The following is a 17,069-nucleotide window of genomic DNA, read 5'->3' as shown; positions in this document are numbered from 1 at the left end:
TACGCCCGTGGAGTCGAGTCTGTGGGGGCGGCTGGACGACCCGGCCGCGGATGCCGGCTATGCCGACCACCCCAAGCGGAAGGGCTTCTTCACCGACACCTCCGTCTGCATCGGCTGCAAAGCCTGCGAGGTGGCGTGCAAGGAGTGGAACCAGGTCCCCGACGACGGCTTCCTGCTCACCGGCATGTCCTACGACAACAGCCAGCAGCTCGGCGCGAGCACGTGGCGGCACGTGGCGTTCGTGGAGAAGCCGATCGACGTCCCGGCGCCGGTCGACCTGGGGATGCCCACGATCGGCTCGGAGGACCAGGGTGCGGTCTCGGGTGATGCGGGCGTGCGCTGGCTGATGTCCTCGGACGTCTGCAAGCACTGCACCCACGCCGCGTGCCTCGACGTCTGCCCGACCGGAGCGCTGTTCCGCACCGAGTTCGGGACGGTCGTGGTGCAGCCCGACGTGTGCAACGGCTGCGGCTACTGCGTGCCGGCCTGCCCGTACGGCGTCATCGACCTGCGCAAGGAGGACGGCCGCGCGTTCAAGTGCACCCTCTGCTACGACCGGCTCAAGGACGACCAGACCCCGGCATGCGCCCAGGCGTGCCCGACGGAGTCGATCCAGTTCGGGGACCTCGACGAGCTGCACGAGCGTGCCGACCGGCGGCTGGCGGAGCTGCACGAGAAGGGCGTCGACGTCGCGCGGCTCTACGGCCGCGACCCCGAGGACGGCGTCGGCGGGGACGGCGCCTTCTTCCTCCTGCTCGACGAGCCCGAGGTCTACGGGCTGCCGCCCGACCCGGTCGTCACGACGAGGGACATCGGCTCGATCTGGAAGCACGTCGGCGCAGCGGCGGGTGCGCTCGTCGCGGTCGGCGTCGCGTCGTTCCTGGGGAGGCGGCGATGAGCTTCCGAGAGCGGGCCATGGTGCCGGAGCCGGAGTTCGAGTCCTACTACGGCCGGCCGATCCTCAAGCAGCCCACGTGGAAGACCCCCGACGTCCCGCTCTACCTGTTCCTCGGCGGCCTCGCCGGCGCCTCGGCCGTGCTCGCGGAGGGTGCGGCGCTCACCGGCCGGCCGGCACTGGAGAAGGTCGCGCGGCTGGCGGCCGCCGGCGGTGCGGCAGGGGGCACGGTCGCGCTCGTGCACGACCTCGGTCGCCCCGAGCGGTTCCTCAACATGCTGCGCGTGATCAAGCCGACCTCGCCGTTGTCGGTCGGGTCGTTCATCCTGGCGCCGTTCGGCGCTCTCGCCGGTGCGGCGGCCGCCTCGCAGGTCACCGGCGTGCTGCCGCGGCTCGGCCGGCTCGCCGGTGCGGGCGCCGCGGCGTTGGGTCCGCCCCTGGCCACCTACACGGCGGCGCTGGTCGCCAACACCGCGGTGCCCGCCTGGCACGAGGCGCACCGGGAGCTGCCGTTCGTCTTCGCCGGCTCCGGGGCGCAGGCCGCCGGCGGGCTGGCGATGATGCTGGTCCCGACCGACCAGGCCGGTCCGGCGCGGCGGATGGCGCTCGGCGGCGCCGCGGTCGAGATCCTCGCCGCCGAGGGCATCCTGAAGAAGGGTCTCGTCGCCGAGCCCTACGACCAGGGTCGGCCGGGGAAGCTGATGAAGGTCGCCCGCTTCGCCACGGCGGCCGCCGCGGCCGCCACGGTGGTCGGGGGCCGGTCACGGGTCCTGTCGGCCCTCGCCGGGGCGACGTACCTGACAGCCTCGCTGGCCACCCGATTCGGGGTCTTCGAGGCCGGGCTGGAGTCCGCGCGGGACCCGAAGTACGTCGTCGTGCCGCAGAAGGAGCGGCTCGCCCGCAAGCAGACCGGCGGGGCGGCGGCTCACACGGCGGGGTAGCCCGACTCCTTCAGCACGCGCGCGAGGTGCGCCGTGTTGGCGGCCACGGTCTTCGTCATCGACGTCGTCTGCTCGGGCGCCGGCGTCACGTCCTGGTAGTCGGTGCTGCCGAGCGCCTCGCCGACCCAGTAGGTGACGCCGCTGGCCGGCAGGCTGAAACCGACCTCGTTGAGCGCCTGCTGGCACTCGGCGGCGACGTGGTGAGCGCCGTCCTCGTTGCCGACGACGGCGATGGCCGCGACCTTGCCGTAGGTGAGCATCCGGCCCTCGTCGTCGGTCTCGGAGAGCTCCGCGTCGAGCCGTTCGAGCACCATCTTGCAGACCGACGACGGCTGGCCCAGCCAGATCGGCGCGGCGATGACCAGGATGTCGCTGGCGAGCATCTTCTCCCGTAGCTGCGGCCACTCGTCGCCGTCGCCCTCGTCGGTGCTCACCCCGAACCTAACCTGGTGGTCGACGACCCTGACCACCTCGCCGGTGACACCGTGCTGCTCCAGCTCGCGGAGCACCTGCGTGCCCAGCAGGGACGAGCTCGAGTCGGCCGGCGACGGCTTGAGCGTGCAGACGAGGACGAGGGCGCGGAGATCGGTCATGGGTCCTGGTGCCCCTGGGAGCCGGTGGCATGCTGACGTCGTGACCACCGCGCCGCCGTCGCCTGTGCCGTTGAGGCTCACCCAGTACGCCGCGGGTGGCGGCTGCGCCTGCAAGGTGCCGCCCGGCGAGCTCGAACGGGTGCTGTCCGGTCTCACACCGGCGCCGTCCGGCGACCTGGTCGTCGGTGCCGACAACGGTGACGACGCGGCCGTGGTCCGGATCGACGGAGGTCGCGCGGTGGTGCTGACCACCGACTTCTTCACGCCCGTCGTCGACGACCCCTACGACTGGGGTCGGATCGCCGCGGCCAACGCGCTGAGCGACGTCTACGCCATGGGCGGCGACCCGCTGGTCGCGGTCAACCTGCTCTCCTGGCCGCGCGACCGGATCCCCTTCGAGCTCGCCGCCGAGGTGCTCCGCGGGGGCGCTGACATCGCCGCCGCTGCCGCCTGCCACCTGGCCGGCGGGCACAGCATCGACGACCCGGAGCCGAAGTACGGCCTGGCCGTCACCGGCACCGCTGACCCGGCCCGGCTGCTGCGCAACGACGCCGGCGTCGCCGGGGTGCCGCTGACGCTGACCAAGCCGCTCGGCCTGGGCGTCCTCAACAACCGGCACAAGGCGACGGGGGAGGTGTTCCCCGAGGCGATCGAGACCATGACCACGCTCAACCGCGACGCCTCCCGGGCGGCGCTCGCCGCGGGCGCGGTCTGCGCGACCGACGTCACCGGCTTCGGGTTGCTCGGGCACCTCTACAAGCTCGCCCGCGCCAGCGGGGTGTCGGCGGTGGTCGACGCCGCGGCGGTGCCCTACCTCGAGGCCGCTCGGTCGTCGTACGCCGAGGGCTTCGTGCCCGGCGGCAGCCGCCGCAACCTCGACTGGGTGCGGCCCTACGTCGCCTCCTCCGTGTCCGACGACGAGCTGTTGCTGCTCGCCGACGCGCAGACCTCCGGCGGGCTGCTGGTCGCCGGCGAGGTGCCCGGATACCCGGTGATCGGCGAGCTCGTCCCGCGCGGGGAAGCGGCCTTGCTCGTCCGCTGACCTCATGGTTGCGGCCTCCGCGGGGAACCGGGACGTCACGAAAACGACGACCACCGGGAGGAAGCATGAAGGGCAAGCTGGCGGTGCTCGCCGGAGTCGGTGTGGGCTACGTGCTCGGCACCCGTGCGGGACGCGAACGCTACGAGCAGATCCGGGACAGCGCGCAGCGGCTGTGGCAGGACCCGCGCGTGGCCGAGAAGCGGCAGCAGGCCGCGCACGTCGCCTACGACCAGGCCACGGCGGCGAAGGACGCCGTCACGGAGAAGGTGTCCGAGCGGATGCACCACGACAACGGGCCGCACAGCGTCTCGGCCAACGACCTGCCGGACGCGCCCAGCAACCCGGTCTGAGGTGACGCGGCTGCGTGGCCGCTACCCGTTCGCGGTCGGGATCGCCCTGCTCGGTCTCGGCCCGAACGTGGTGCTCTCGACCGCGCTGCTGCCGGTCCGCCAGTCGCTCGCGGACGGGCTCGGCGCCGGCACGTCGACGATCGGCCTGGCGACCGGGCTCGGCAGCGCCGGCTACGCCATCGGCGCGGTGGTGGCCGCCCAGCTCGCGCTCAAGCTGGTGCAGCGCCGCATCTTCCTCGTCGCGGAGACCGTGTTCGCGCTGGCCTCGCTGACGGCGACGCTCGCTCCGAGCATCGCCCTCCTGTTCCCGGCCCTGGTGCTGCAGGGACTCTCGGCGGGCGCGATGCTGATCAGCTCGTTGCCTCCGCTGATCACCCGGTTCGGGGCCGGTCGCGTCGCGGTCAGCGCCGGGATCGTCAACGTCGGCATCTTCGGTGCCAGCACGCTCGGGCCCATCCTCGGCGGCCTGGCCGCCGGCGGGAACGGCTGGCGGTGGCTGTTCGCCGGGGCGACAGCGCTGGCATTGGTCGGCCTGCTCGTCGCGGCGCTCGGCTACGACCTCTGGGAGCCGGCCGAGCCCGACGCTCGCGCGGACGTGCCGGCACTGGCGCTGGTGGTGCTGTCGGTCGGCGCGGGCTTCGTCGCCGCGTCCCTGGTGACCGGACACGGCCTCCTCGCCTGGCAGGTGCTCGGGCCGGCCGCCGTCGCCCTGCTGGCGTTCGTCGCCCTCATCGTGTGGGAGATGCGGCGTCCCGACCCGCTCATCCCGCTGTCCTCCCTCACCACCCAGCTGCCCGTCACGGGCATCCTCGTCGCGATGGTCGGTGGCGCGGTGGTCGTCACGGCGACCGACCTGCTGCAGGCCCGGCTCACGCAGATCGAGCACACCTCGCCCGCCGACGCGGCCGCGACCTTCTGGCCGATGCCGATCGGTGCGCTGGTCGGCGCGGCGGTGTTCTGGGCTCTGTTCCGCACCAGGTTCGTGCCCGTGCTCATCGACGTGGGCCTGGCCGCGCTCGCTCTCGGCTGCGTGCTGGCGACCGGCGCCACGACGTGGGCGGCGTGCCTGCTGCTGGGCTTCGGTGCCGCCGCGACGGTCTCGCCCGGACTGTTCCTCACCGGCTTCGGCCTGCGCTCCGACCAGCTGGGCCGCGGCTTCGCGCTGGTCCAGCTGCTGCGCTCCATGGCGACGTACGCCGTCGCGCCGGTGGTCCTCGCCCTCGTGCTGCGCTCGTCCGCTCCGGTGGACGCCGCGCGGGTCGGCATGCTCGCGATGGCCGGGGTGGCCGCGGCCGCGCTGGTCGCGGCGATCGCCGTGCCGGCGCTCTCCGGCGCCCGGCTGCGCGCCCCCGACATCGAGGCCTGGCTGGAGGGTGACAAGGGGCTGCCCTCGCCGGCCACCGTCACCCACCTCCGCCCCCACGTCGAGGACGAGGAGGCGGAGCCGCTCGTGCCCGAGCGGCTCCGGCGGCGGCGTACCCGATGACGCCCTCGGCGCACCCCCTAGGGTCAAGCCCGTGACCAGCTCCGAAACTCGCACGAAAGACGTCGTCAGGCTCGCCGCCGTGGTCGGCGCGCTGGGGGTGGTGTTCGGGGACATCGGCACCAGCCCGATCTACACCCTGCAGACGGTGTTCAACCCCGACGACCCGCACCCGGTGCCGGTCAGCACCGACAACCTCTACGGCGTCCTGTCGCTCATCTTCTGGTCGGTGACGCTGGTCATCACGGTCACCTACGTCGGACTCGTCCTGCGCGTCGACAACCACGGCGAGGGCGGGATCATGGCCCTGATCACGCTGATCCGGCAGTGGGCGACGCGGTCGAAGACCCGGCTGCTGGTGGTCCTCGCCGCCCTGGGCATCTTCGGTGCGTCGCTGTTCCTGGGCGACAGCATGATCACGCCGGCCATCTCGGTGCTCTCGGCGGTCGAGGGTCTCAAGACGGTCGATGCCGGCCTCGCCGAGCTGGTCGTCCCGATCACCGCGGTGATCATCGTCGCGCTGTTCCTGGTGCAGCGCTTCGGCACCACCGCCGTCGGACGCGCGTTCGGGCCGGTGATGATCCTCTGGTTCACGACGATCGGGGGCCTCGGCCTGTGGGGCATCGCGCGCGAGCCGGGCATCCTGCGCGCGCTCTCGCCGACCTACGCCGTCGGCTTCCTGCTCGGCCACTTCCACCTGGCCTTCTTCGCGCTGGCCGCGGTCGTGCTGTCGGTGACCGGCGCCGAGGCGCTCTACGCCGACATGGGGCACTTCGGTCGCAAGCCGATCTCGGTCGCATGGCTGTTCCTGGTCTATCCCGCCTGCACGCTCAACTACTTCGGGCAGGGCGCGCTGATCCTGCACGACACCTCGAACCTGTCGGCGCCGTTCTTCCTGCTCGCCCCGGACTGGGCCCGGATCCTGCTGGTCCTGCTGGCGACCGCGGCGACGGTGATCGCCGCCCAGTCGGTCATCACGGGCGCGTTCTCGGTCGCCTCCCAGGCCGGTCAGCTCGGCTACCTGCCGCGACTGCGGATCCTGCACACCTCCCGCGAGACCCACGGCCAGGTCTACGTGCCGTTCATGAACTGGCTGCTGCTGGCCGCGGTGCTGACGCTGGTCTTCGCGTTCCGCTCATCGGCGGCGCTCGCCTACGCGTACGGCATGGCGGTCACCGGCACGATCACGATCGTCACGATCCTGTTCGGCTACATCGCCTACCGCACGTGGCGGATGCCGAAGGTCCTGCTCTTCGCGATCATCGCGGTGCTGCTCGCGCTCGACCTGCTCTTCTTCGCAGCCAACATGACCAAGCTCGTCCACGGCGCCTGGCTGCCGATCGTGATCGCGCTGAGCGCCTTCCTGATCATGACGACCTGGCAGCGCGGGCGGGAGCTGGTCACCGCCCGACGACAGGCCATGGAGGGCACGCTCACCGACTTCGTCAGCGAGCTGGCGGACGGGTCCGAGCGCGCCGCCGTCGTCGAGGGCACGGCGATCTTCCTCAACCGAGGGATCGAGACCCCCCTGGCCTTCCGCGCCAACGTGGAGCACAACCACGTGCGCCACCAGCACGTGCTCGTCGTCGAGGTCGTCACGGAGTCGATCCCGCGGGTCGCGCCGAAGAAGCGGGCGGAGGTCAACGGGCTCGGGGATCCGCGAGACGGGATCACTCACGTGACGCTGCGATTCGGCTACACCGAGTCGCCGGACGTCCCCGCGTCACTGGCGGCGCTCACCTCGAAGCAGACGGAAGGGAAGATCGACCTCGACACGGCGACGTACTTCCTGTCCAAGATCGAGCTGGTGGCCGGCAGGAGCAAGGACATGCGCAGGTGGCGCAAGCGGCTGTTCCTCGCGACCGCGCACATCACGGCCGACGCCGCCGACCACTTCTCGCTGCCCCGGGACCGCACCGTCATCATGGGCTCCCACGTCGAGGTGTGAGCGCAGCCGTACGCCGGGCTCGTCGCGGGTGACGTCGACGAGCCCGGCGTACGGACGTGTGCTCAGCCCTGGAGCGGGATCGTCGAGGGCTTCGGCGGCACCACGCCGGTCTTGGACGTGAACGTGAACGTCACGTCCGTGGCGCCCGCCGGGAGGGCCGTCGGCAGCGTCAGCGTCGCCGTCTGCTCCTCCTTGACGGCGTACGTCGTCGAGCCGAGCGGCACGTCGCCGGCGGTGGCGCTCACCGTGCCGGTGCATCCGCCGTGGCCGGTGCCGCAGCTGATCTGCACCGCCGCCTTGTGGTCGGCGGTGGGCTGGACCGTGGTGCTCGTGACCGTGAGCAGCGACGGGAACACGACGCCGGTCGGGGTGTTGTCGCCCTGCGGGTCGAAGCAGCCGTCGAACTCGTAGGCCGGGTTGTTGACCGTGCGCCCCTTCTTGTCGGTGATCGTCTGGAAGCCGACCAGCTTGCTCGGGGCGCCGGCGGTGTAGCAGCCGTTGCTGTGGACCTGCAGCTCGAACTTGCCGTAGCCCTCGGGCGGCATCGGGACCTCAGGATCGGTCCAGCTCATCAGGCAGTTCCAGTCGCTGCCCGCACCGACGTCGGGGGAGGCGGCGCCGCCCTTGTCGCACATGGTCTTCGCGTGCAACGAGGCCGGGGTGAGGCCGGTGCGGCCCTGCAGCGCGGCACGCTGCACGTAGAGGTTCGCGAAGGTCGCCGGCAGCGAGCGCTCGATCCGAGCCTTGGTGATGGAGCTGGGGCCGCTGTCGAGGGCGAACGCCGCCGCCCCGACGGCCACCACCGCGACGATCGCGAGGAAGACGGAGATGAGAGTACGACGCATGTTCAGCCTCCCGTGATGTCGCGTCGGCGGAGGGTCAGGTAGGCGATCGCGAGGGTGACCACGCACCAGCCGGCGCTCGTCACGGCGCCCTCGAGGATCGGTTGGGTGAAGCGGGGCGCCGTGAGGAGCCCGTGCCAGGCCTCGAATCCGGTGCTGAGCAGGAACGGCCGGATCGGCTCGACGCCGCCGAGGGCGCCGACGAGCTGCATCACCATGCCGATGACGGCGGGTGCGGCGATGCCGGCGGCCGGGTTGCGCGACCAGACCGAGATCAGGATGGCCAGGCAGGTGAAGGCGAGCATGCCGGGCAGCATCGACGCCCACGACGCCGTGACGAGCGCCAGCGCGTGGCTGGGCGCGATCTGCTGGCCGGAGAGCCCGGTGAGCGGCTGCCGGCCCACGATGAGCACGCTGCTCGCGATCGTCGATGCGGCGAGGACCGCCAGGGTGACGACGGCGAACAGTGCGGCGGTGAGGGTCTTGGCCCAGAAGATGCGGCCGCGGCTGGTCGAGCGGGTCAGCACCGTCTTCCAGGTGCCGTGCTGGTCCTCGCTGGCGAAGATGTCGCCCGCGACGATCGAGGTGAGGAGCGGGAGCGCCCACTGGGCCGCGAACCCGAGGATCAGCAACGCGAGGGCGAAGCCGTTCTCGGTCGCGAACCGGCCGAACAGCGAGTCCTTCGGCGGACGCGACTGGCCGTGGATCACGAACACCACGGGGATCGGCCCGACGAGGGCGGCCAGTAGCACCGCCTTCGCGCGCCACTGGTGCGCCAGCTTGCGCAGCTCCCAGCGGAGCACCGCGCCAGTGCCGACGCGGCGCGGCTGGACGTGCGGGCGCCGGCCGGCGAACGTCTCGATCGTGGCGGTCATCCGGCAGCCTCCATCTCGTCGAGGTCCTGGGGCTCCATCCGCCCGGTCTCGTCGTCGGTGAGCATGAAGAACAGGGCCTCCAGCGGGGTCTGGGTCGGGGTCAGGGCGCGCAGCTCGATGCCGGCCGCGACCAGCGCCGCGACGTACGCCGAGACGGCCTGCTGCGGGCCGGTGACGGTGAGCCCGCCCTCCGCGTCGTCGATCTCGACGCGCACCCCGTGGTTCTCCGCGAGCCGGACGGCGGCCGTGTCGTTGCTGGTGCGGAGCGCGTGTCCCGGGTCCGGAGCCATCGCGCGGAGCTCGGCGATGGTGCCGTGGAAGGCGACCGAGCCGCGCCGCATGATCGTGACGTTGTCGCAGATCTCCTCGACCTCGTCCATGTGGTGGGAGCTCAGGAGCACGGTCAGACCGCTCGCGGCGAGCCGCTTCACCAGCGCCCGCATGTCGCGGATGCCGGCCGGGTCGAGGCCGTTGGCGGGCTCGTCGAGGACGAGCAGCCGCGGGTCGCGGAGCAGGCTGGCGGCGACGCCGAGGCGCTGCTTCATGCCGTAGGAGTAGCCGCCCACCTTCCGGTCGGCGCGATCGCTGAGGTCGACCATCGCCAGGACCTCGTCGATGCGCCCGGGGGTGGTGCCGCCGTCGAGGAGGGCGAGGCCCTCGAGGTTCTGGCGGCCGGTCAGGTAGGGATAGAACCGCGGGCTCTCGATGAAACCGGCGACACCGGCCAGGGCGCCGACTCCGGCGTCCTGCCAGGTGTTCCCGAAGATCCGGATCGTGCCGGAGTCGGGTCGGATCAGGCCGAAGAGCATGCGCAGGAAGGTCGTCTTCCCCGCGCCGTTCGGCCCGAGCACGCCGTACACCTCGCCCGGGGCGACCCGGATGGTGATGTCGTCGACGGCGCGGAGCGACCCGTAGGTCTTGGTCACTCCCTGGGCGTCGACGGCTAGTGCTTCAGTCATGGCGGGGACCGTAGGGAGCCGTTGATGAAGGCGACGTGAAGTGCGAGGTGCCGACGGCGGGTCGCGGTCAGGCCGATCGCCCGCGGGAGCGGTGGGACCGCTCGTCACGAAGGTTCCAGACGACGCCGGCTCCCAGCAGCGGTGACAGGTTCCGAGTCCGGCGTCTAGTGTGCGATCGCGGGACGGAACCCGTCCGACCCGCATGGTCCCGGTGACTGCGGGCAACTACTCCGAGTAGTGGCCGAGACTGCCGGCAACCGGCCGCAGGGGTATGCCATGGGCCTCAACACCGCCACTCCGTCCGCGCGTGCGACCTTCTGGCCCGAGCGCGTCGACCGCACGGTTCCCCGTCTGGTCCTGGGCAGCGCGCTCATGCTCTTCCTCGAGCTGGCGCTGATCCGGTGGCTCGGCGCCAACATCGTGCATCTGTCCTACTTCACGAACTTCGTGCTGCTCGGCTCATTCCTCGGGGTCGGGGTCGGGTTCCTGATATCGCGGCGCAGCTGGTCGGTGCTGCCGTGGACGCCCGTGCTGCTCGCCACCCTCGTCGTGGTGGTGCGGCTCGTGCCGGTCTCGGTCGACCGCAGCAACGCCGACGTCATCTTCTTCACCTCGCTCCACACCACCGGCCCGCCGGCGTGGCTGGTCCTGCCGATCGTCTTCCTGCTGAGCGCGGCGGTCCTGGCCGGACCCGGCGAGGCCGTCGGGCGCTGCTTCGGCCGGCTGCACTCGCTGAACGCCTACCGCTGGGACCTGGTCGGCTCGCTCATCGGGATCACGCTCTTCGCGGTGCTCTCGTTCGCGTGGGCGCCGTCGTACGTGTGGGGGACCATCGTCGCGGTGGCCTTCGTCGTGCTGATCGACGGCAAGGCGCGGATCCTCGCGGCCCTGGCGGGCGTCGTGATGATCGCCGCGCTGGTCATCGAGTCGACCGCGCCCAACGTCTCGTGGTCGCCGTACTACAAGATCACGACGCAGAAGGTGCACAACGACCAGTACGGGACGCGCACCTACATCTCCGTCAACGGCGTGCCGCACCAGTCGATGTCGTCGGCGCGCTGGAAGCTGACGCGCGCCTCGCAGATCTACGGGGCGCCGTACGCACGCCGCGGCGACGCGCCGCTGCGCAACGTCCTGGTCGTCGGCGCGGGCTCGGGCAGCGACGTCGCGATCGCGCTCTCGAAGGGCGCCCAGCACGTCGACGCCGTGGACATCGATCCGCGCATCGTGCAGATCGGCGTCCAGGGGAACCCGGACCGGGCCTACCAGGACCCGCGCGTCACCCGGCACATCAACGACGGGCGCGCGTTCCTGGAGGGGACCGACCAGAAGTACGACCTGATCCTGTTCGCCCTGCCGGACTCGCTGTCCCTGGTCAGCGGCGGCTCGCAGATCCGACTGGAGTCGTTCCTCTTCACCAAGGAGGCGCTCACCCTGGCCCGCGACCACCTGAGCGACGACGGCGTGTTCTCGATGTACAACTACTACCGCCAGCCGTGGCTGATCGACCGGCTCGGCGGCACGGCCAAGGAGGCGTTCGGCCATGCGCCGTGCATCGACCTCTTCGGGGGTGCCACCGGCGTCATCAGCGCGGCGCGGAACGCCGCCAACCAGCGGTGCGGGTCGGACAACCACGAGCTGGCCGCTTCCTACGTGACGCCGGCGCGTGACGACCGGCCGTTCCTCTACTACCGCGGCGGCATGATCCCGATGCTCTACATCTGGGCGCTGGGCGGGATCATCGTGGTCTCGCTGATCGCGGTGCGGCTGCTCGGCGGCCCGTTCCGCTCGATGCGGCCCTACGCCGACCTGTTCTTCATGGGCGCGGCGTTCCTCCTGCTCGAGACGAAGAACATCGCCACGTTCGCGCTGCTCTTCGGGACGACCTGGCTCGTCAACGCGCTGGTGTTCGGCGGCGTGCTGCTGGTCGTCCTCGCGGCGGTCGAGACGACCCGCCATCTGAGAACGCCGCCGCTCCCGGTCGTCTACGCGCTCATCGCGGTGGCGTTGGCGATCGCCTACGTCGTCAAGCCCGAGTGGCTGCTCGGCTTCCCGTTCTGGCCGCGGTTGATCCTCGCCACCGTGCTCGCGTTCCTGCCGATCTACCTGGCCAACATCGCCTTCGCCAAGCGCTTCGCGGAGTCGGCGGACTCCCAGTCGGCGTTCGCCGTCAACCTGATCGGCGCGATGATCGGCGGCTGCCTGGAGTACGGCGCCCTGCTCACCGGCTACCGCAACCTGCTGGTCGTCGTCGGGCTGCTCTACCTCGCGGCGTTCCTGCTCAAGCCGAAGGCGGTGGCGCCGTCAGTGCTCACGGCGCGGTAGGAGCACCGAGACCGTCATCTCGGGTCCGTGCTCGCACTCGACGGGCACGGCCGCACCGTGGGTCGTGTGGTGGCCGTCGTGGCAGAGCCGGAGCTGGCCGCCGGCGCCGGTGACGAGCTCCTCGACGAGGCTGAGCCCGAGCCCGGAGCCCGGCCGGCTGCGGGCCTCGTCGGAGCGCATGAAGCGGCTCGGCGCCGAGGCGAGCAGCGCAGGGGACATGCCGGGGCCGGCGTCGGCGACCGCGAGGACGACGTGGGAGCCGGCCGTGCGCACGTCGACGCGGACCGGCGGGGTGCCGTGGGTGAAGGCGTTGTCGACGAGGTTGGTGACGATGCGCTCGACCGCCCGCTCCGAGAGACCGACCGGCGCCGGCCCGTCGGACGTGACGGACAGGTCGCGCTCGGGGTGCGCCTCCAGGTCCCGCCGGACGACGCCGGCCGCCACGGCCGTCGCGTCGCTCGAGCCGGCCACCGTCGGCGTCCCGAGCTCCAGGAGCTGCTCGGCGAGCTCCCCGAGGCGGGCGACGTCGACGGCGAGCTCGTCGAGGACGCGTTCGTGCTCGTCCACGCTCCGGGCCCGCCGCCGGGCCAGCTGGATGCGCGAACGCAGGAGCGTGAGCGGCGTACGCAGCTCGTGACTGGCGTCGTTGACGAACCGCCGCTCGCGCGACATCGACTCCTCCAGCGCGCCGAGCATCTCGTTGAGGGTGTGGCCGAGGCGGGTGACCTCGTCGTCGCGCGACTCGGGGACGTCGAGTCGCAGGTCACCCGCGCCGGCGGCGATCTCCGCGGCCCGGCTGCGGTAACGCTCGACCGGGCGCAGCGCTCCGCGGGCGAGCAGGTCACCGACGACGGCCGCCACCGCCAGCGAGGCGATCCCCGCCAGTGCGAGCTGGGCCACCAGCTCGCGCAGCGCCTCGTCGCGCCGGTCGCGGCGCACGGCGACGAGCAGGAGGCGGCCGTCGGCGAGCCGCGTCACGCGGACGCGGTAGGTCGCGTGGTCGGTCGGGAGGAGACTGCCGACGTCGTAGGTGCGGTGGCCGCTGGTCGGCAGCCGTCGTTCGCTCAGCAGCTGCCGGTCGGGAGCCGGCCCGCCGGCGGCCAGCACCTCACCGACGGGGGAGAGGACCTGCCAGCCCGCGCCGGTCGCATCGGCCGCGGGCGAGTTCACCTCGCCGCCGCCGGCGACGAGCGGGGCGATCGCGTCCGTGGCGTTCTCGAGGTCGTTGTCCAGGCCCCGGTCGAGGGCGTACTGCACGCGCCAGTAGACGAACGCGCCCGCCGCGGTCAGCAGCACCAGCATCGCGACGAGGAAGCCCGCGACGAGGCGCCTGCGAAGGGGGAGCCGGCGGAGCCGGTCGGTCATGCGTCGGTCTCCATGCGGTAGCCGGCGCCGCGCACGGTGGTGATGGTGTTCGTGCCGAACGGCTTGTCGATCTTGGCGCGGATCGTCGCGAGGTGGACGTCGATGACGTTGCTGCGCAGGTCGGTCTCGCCGTCCCAGACCTCGTCGAGGATCGTGAACCGCGACACGACCCTGCCCGCGTTGGAGGCCAGCAGGAAGAGGATGTCGAACTCGCGGGTCGACAGGTCGATCTCGGTGCCGGCGCGCGTGACGCGTCGGGCCCCGCCGTCGACGACCAGCTCGCCGACCTGGACGACGTCGGTCTCGTCGTAGGACGAGCGGCGGTGCAGTGCCCGTAGCCGGGCGAGCAGCTCGTCGATGTCGAACGGCTTGGGCAGGTAGTCGTCGGCACCGGCGTCGAGACCGCTGATCCGGTCCCTCACGTCGCCGCGGGCGGTGAGCATGAGCACCGGCGTCGTCAGCCCCACGTCGCGCAGCTTCCGGCACACGGTCACACCCTCGAGGCCGGGCAGCATCCAGTCCAGGAGCAGGGCGTCGTAGGAGCCGTCCAGCGCCGAGGCGTACGCCGACCGGCCGTCGTGGACGACCTCCACCCTCCAGCCGGCCTCGTCCAGCGCCTGCTCGAGCAGGGCCGCGAGCCTGACGTCGTCCTCGGCGACGAGGACGCTCGGTGCGCCGCTCACTCGCTCAGCAGCCGGATCAGCTCCGCCTTGGTGCGGCGGGAGTACCCGGAGACGCCCTGCTCGCGGGCGGCGACCCGGAGCGCGGTCACCGTCCAGCTCGCGTCGGGCCGGTCGCCGCCGGAGGGCGCCGCGGCCCGGTGCGCGCCCGTGTCCTCGGCGGCCTCGCCGAGCGCCTGCTCGATGGTGCCGAGCTCGGCGGCCGGGGCCTGCTCGATGCCGGTGAGCACCGCGATGTCGCCGACCACCGCGACAGGGATCGGATCGGCGGACCCGAGCGAGGACCCCGACGGGGGCCCCGACGTACGCCCCGACGCCGGCGCGGGCCGCGGGGCGGCGATCGGGGTCGGGGCCGGCGCCTCGGCGATGGCTCCGACGGGGGCGGCTGCCGAGCGAGCGGCCCCGAGGCGCCTGCGCAGCTTCTTCAGCTGGCGGGTGCTCTTCTCGGCTTCGGCCTCCAGCCGCTTCGCCTCGGCCTTCCAGCGTCGGGCCTTCGACTCGGCCTTCTCCAGCTTGGCCGCGAGGCGCTCGAGTGCACGGTCGGCCTTCTTCAACGACTTCTTCTTGCCCACGACGTCCAGTCTCCTCTCGGGACGGTCGATCAGACCACACTGCCGGTAGCCCACGGGAGGGTCCCGGCACACTGGGAGGGTGAAGTCGCTACGCACGCTCCGGGTCGTGGTGGGCGGCGTACCTGGCTCGTTCCGTGCGGCCCGCGACGCGGCGGGCGTGCGGGTGGCGGTCGGGGTCCTCGCGGCGTCGGGCTGGGCGCTGCTCGTCGCGCTCGCTCGCAGCCGCGGCCGGCCGCGGCTGCGCAACGCCCTCCGGCACTTCACCTGGTCGGCGTGGCTGACCGCGCGCTACGGCACCGCGCTGGCCGACGCCGTGACCAGCGAGCACGAGCTGCACTCGCTCGACCCGCTCGACAGCGAGGCGGACCAGCGCAACAACCAGGCGGGACGGCGCTACGGGCGGGTGCACCGCGACCGGGTGCTCGAGCGTCCCGGCCCGTGGGCGATCTGGGAGCTGGCCGAGATCGGTCGGCGCCGGTGGTACGCCGGCCGGCTGTGGTCGGTCCGGGACGGCGCCGTCGTCGCGGGCGGGCGGCCGCAGGGCCGGCGTACGTCCTGAGGCGACGGGTACCGGTTCGCCACCTGGACGGAAGGAGCCCACTCATGCCCGGCAAGCAGGAGCTGCCCTCGACCCTCGAGCGCTCGTCGAAGAAGGCCCAGCGGACGTGGATCAAGGCCCACGACTCTGCCGTCGAGGAGTACGGCGAGGGCGAGCGCGCGCACCGCACGGCCTTCAGCGCCCTCAAGCACGCCTTCGAGAAGGTCGGCGACCACTGGGAGCCGAAGAACGAGAAGGGCCCGTCGGACGAGCAGGACGCCAAGACGGGCAGGTCGGCCCGCCGCAGCGGCGGGAAGACCGCCGAGGGCGTCGACGCGAACGCCTCGAAGACGCACCTCATGGACCTCGCCCGCAAGCTCGACATCTCCGGTCGCTCGTCGATGAAGAAGCACGAGCTCGTCGACGCCATCATGAAGGCGAACCGGAGGAAGTCGGCTCAGGCGCGCGACTGAGCCTCGTCGCCGACCTCGGCCAGGACCAGTCGGCGCGGAGCCGCCGGCAGCGCACAGGCGGCCGCGACCAGCGCGCCCACGCCGATCGCGAGCGTGATGCCCCACGTGTCGCGCCACTGGACGGCGAAGCCGCTCAGCAGTGTGCCGGTCGCCGCCCCGATGGCGAAGGCGCTGATGACCCACGCGTTGGCCTCGTTGGCATGGTGCCCGCGCACCGCCAGCGGGGTCTGCGCGAACACCTGCGTCAGGAGCGGCGGCAGCGTCAGCCCTGAGAGGACGGCCGCCACCAGCCACGCACCGGCCGGCAGGGCCCAGGCGCCGAGCGGCAGGTAGAGCACCGCGAGCGCCAGGGCGAGCGGCCGGAGCGCCCGCGCCGGCGTCGCTGCCAGCGGGAACCGTGCGACCAGGAGGGCGCCGGTCAGGGCGCCGGTCGCGTTGAGGGCGACCGCCCACGGGCCGAGGCCGGGGTGGTCGTGCGAGTCGGCGTACGCCGTGGCGAGGACGGCCAGTGACCCGACCGGGACGGCCGCACCGACGATCGCGACGAGGATGCGCCGGAACCCGCCCGACGAGAGCGGGCTGCCGTGCCGCTCGCCCTGCACGCGGGAGGGTCGGCCGCTCGACCGCAGTCGAGGGTGCACGGCGAACATCAGGCCGCCGACCAGGCCGATCGCCGCCATCAGCACGACGTTGCCGTCGGCGCCGAGGACGACGATGCCGAGGGCCGTCACCAGGGGCCCGAGGATGAAGCCGACCTCCTGGACCGCCGCGTCGACGCCGTACGCCGACCGCAGCTCGGCCCCGTCGGAGAACATCGATGCCCACAGACTGCGTAGCGTCGGCTCGATCGGGGGCGTGGCGAGGCCCGCGACGGCGACGGCGGCGACGGCCGGCGCGGCGTGGTCGACGAGGACGGCCGTCGCGACGAAGGCGAGCGTCGCGACGACCGTGCCCGCGATCACCACGAGGCGACGTCGGCCGGTGCGGTCGACGGCCCGGGCCAGCACCGGCTGTCCCACCATCCCGGCCACGATGTAGGCGGACGAGAGCACCGATGCGAACGCATAGCTGCCGCCGCCGTCGACCACGAGCCGCACCAGCGCGAGCGCGCTCATCGCGGTCGGCAGCCGCCCGACGAACGACGTCCCCAGCAGGTAGCCGACGCCCTCGCGCTGCAGCACCGACCGC

At 72.4% G+C, this 17,069-nt stretch carries 17 protein-coding genes; 9 read left to right on the top strand and 8 right to left on the bottom strand.

Features of this window, described 5'->3' with window-relative positions:
• Nucleotides 1-7 precede the first annotated feature (7 nt).
• On the top strand, nucleotides 8-898 hold the full coding sequence (locus QDS12_RS18000) for a 4Fe-4S dicluster domain-containing protein (protein WP_279881509.1): 891 nt from the start codon (nucleotides 8-10) through the stop codon (nucleotides 896-898).
• Entirely contained in the window at nucleotides 895-1,836 is a 942-nt protein-coding gene (gene nrfD, locus QDS12_RS17995) for an NrfD/PsrC family molybdoenzyme membrane anchor subunit (protein ID WP_279881506.1), read from the top strand. The genes QDS12_RS18000 and nrfD overlap by 4 nt, the downstream gene beginning before the upstream one ends.
• Here nrfD and QDS12_RS17990 read toward each other — a convergent pair.
• Nucleotides 1,821-2,429 (bottom strand): NAD(P)H-dependent oxidoreductase, encoded by a 609-nt coding sequence (locus tag QDS12_RS17990; RefSeq protein ID WP_279881503.1) that lies wholly within the window; start codon nucleotides 2,427-2,429, stop codon nucleotides 1,821-1,823. The two genes, nrfD and QDS12_RS17990, sit on opposite strands and share 16 nt — an antisense overlap.
• A 40-nt stretch (nucleotides 2,430-2,469) precedes the next feature.
• Here QDS12_RS17990 and selD point away from each other — a divergent pair, with 40 nt between their 5' ends.
• The 4 genes from selD (at nucleotide 2,470) to QDS12_RS17970 (ending at nucleotide 7,252) form a co-directional block, all read left to right on the top strand.
• Complete coding sequence (gene selD / locus QDS12_RS17985) at nucleotides 2,470-3,471, top strand: selenide, water dikinase SelD (protein ID WP_279881500.1); 1,002 nt, start codon at nucleotides 2,470-2,472, stop codon at nucleotides 3,469-3,471.
• Nucleotides 3,472-3,536: 65 nt separating this feature from the next.
• Nucleotides 3,537-3,821, top strand: coding sequence for a hypothetical protein (locus QDS12_RS17980; RefSeq protein ID WP_279881498.1), 285 nt, complete (start codon nucleotides 3,537-3,539; stop codon nucleotides 3,819-3,821).
• A 1-nt stretch (nucleotide 3,822) separates the two neighbouring features.
• On the top strand, nucleotides 3,823-5,307 hold the full coding sequence (locus QDS12_RS17975) for an MFS transporter (protein WP_279881496.1): 1,485 nt from the start codon (nucleotides 3,823-3,825) through the stop codon (nucleotides 5,305-5,307).
• A gap of 31 nt (nucleotides 5,308-5,338) precedes the next feature.
• Entirely contained in the window at nucleotides 5,339-7,252 is a 1,914-nt protein-coding gene (locus tag QDS12_RS17970; RefSeq protein ID WP_279881494.1) for a KUP/HAK/KT family potassium transporter, read from the top strand.
• Between the two features lie 62 nt (nucleotides 7,253-7,314).
• On the opposite strand, the gene QDS12_RS17965 is transcribed toward QDS12_RS17970, so the two are convergent.
• From QDS12_RS17965 to QDS12_RS17955, 3 genes are read right to left on the bottom strand one after another with little or no spacing between them, the layout of a single operon-like run.
• Nucleotides 7,315-8,097, bottom strand: coding sequence for a hypothetical protein (locus QDS12_RS17965; protein WP_279881492.1), 783 nt, complete (start codon nucleotides 8,095-8,097; stop codon nucleotides 7,315-7,317).
• Nucleotides 8,098-8,099: 2 nt separating this feature from the next.
• Complete coding sequence (locus QDS12_RS17960) at nucleotides 8,100-8,969, bottom strand: ABC transporter permease (protein WP_279881490.1); 870 nt, start codon at nucleotides 8,967-8,969, stop codon at nucleotides 8,100-8,102.
• Entirely contained in the window at nucleotides 8,966-9,928 is a 963-nt protein-coding gene (locus QDS12_RS17955; RefSeq protein ID WP_279881488.1) for an ABC transporter ATP-binding protein, read from the bottom strand. The genes QDS12_RS17960 and QDS12_RS17955 overlap by 4 nt, the downstream gene beginning before the upstream one ends.
• Nucleotides 9,929-10,204: 276 nt before the next feature.
• Here QDS12_RS17955 and QDS12_RS17950 point away from each other — a divergent pair, with 276 nt between their 5' ends.
• Nucleotides 10,205-12,253 (top strand): spermidine synthase, encoded by a 2,049-nt coding sequence (locus QDS12_RS17950; protein WP_279881486.1) that lies wholly within the window; start codon nucleotides 10,205-10,207, stop codon nucleotides 12,251-12,253.
• Here QDS12_RS17950 and QDS12_RS17945 read toward each other — a convergent pair.
• Genes QDS12_RS17945 through QDS12_RS17935 form a run of 3 tightly spaced genes read right to left on the bottom strand, consistent with a single transcriptional unit; the run spans nucleotide 12,233 to nucleotide 14,870 of the window.
• Nucleotides 12,233-13,618 carry a HAMP domain-containing sensor histidine kinase gene (locus QDS12_RS17945; RefSeq protein WP_279881485.1) on the bottom strand — a complete coding sequence of 462 codons (1,386 nt, stop codon included), beginning with the start codon at nucleotides 13,616-13,618 and terminating at the stop codon, nucleotides 12,233-12,235. The genes QDS12_RS17950 and QDS12_RS17945 overlap by 21 nt on opposite strands.
• On the bottom strand, nucleotides 13,615-14,301 hold the full coding sequence (locus QDS12_RS17940) for a response regulator transcription factor (RefSeq protein WP_279881483.1): 687 nt from the start codon (nucleotides 14,299-14,301) through the stop codon (nucleotides 13,615-13,617). Before QDS12_RS17940 ends, QDS12_RS17945 begins: the two co-directional genes overlap by 4 nt.
• Nucleotides 14,298-14,870: a hypothetical protein gene (locus tag QDS12_RS17935; protein WP_279881481.1), complete on the bottom strand. Its 573-nt coding sequence runs from the start codon at nucleotides 14,868-14,870 to the stop codon at nucleotides 14,298-14,300. The genes QDS12_RS17940 and QDS12_RS17935 overlap by 4 nt, the downstream gene beginning before the upstream one ends.
• A 79-nt stretch (nucleotides 14,871-14,949) precedes the next feature.
• Here QDS12_RS17935 and QDS12_RS17930 point away from each other — a divergent pair, with 79 nt between their 5' ends.
• Entirely contained in the window at nucleotides 14,950-15,429 is a 480-nt protein-coding gene (locus QDS12_RS17930; RefSeq protein WP_279881479.1) for a hypothetical protein, read from the top strand.
• A 44-nt stretch (nucleotides 15,430-15,473) separates the two neighbouring features.
• On the top strand, nucleotides 15,474-15,881 hold the full coding sequence (locus QDS12_RS17925) for a ChaB family protein (protein ID WP_279881476.1): 408 nt from the start codon (nucleotides 15,474-15,476) through the stop codon (nucleotides 15,879-15,881).
• Here the strand turns inward: QDS12_RS17925 and QDS12_RS17920 are convergent.
• On the bottom strand, nucleotides 15,866-17,062 hold the full coding sequence (locus QDS12_RS17920; RefSeq protein ID WP_279881474.1) for an MFS transporter: 1,197 nt from the start codon (nucleotides 17,060-17,062) through the stop codon (nucleotides 15,866-15,868). The two genes, QDS12_RS17925 and QDS12_RS17920, sit on opposite strands and share 16 nt — an antisense overlap.
• Nucleotides 17,063-17,069: the final 7 nt, after the last annotated feature.

The sequence above is a fragment of the Nocardioides sp. CER19 genome (assembly GCF_029846275.1).
Lineage (GTDB): Bacteria > Actinomycetota > Actinomycetes > Propionibacteriales > Nocardioidaceae > Nocardioides.
The sequence above is the reverse complement of the archived record's forward strand: the minus strand, read 5'-3'. Positions and strand labels throughout refer to the sequence as shown.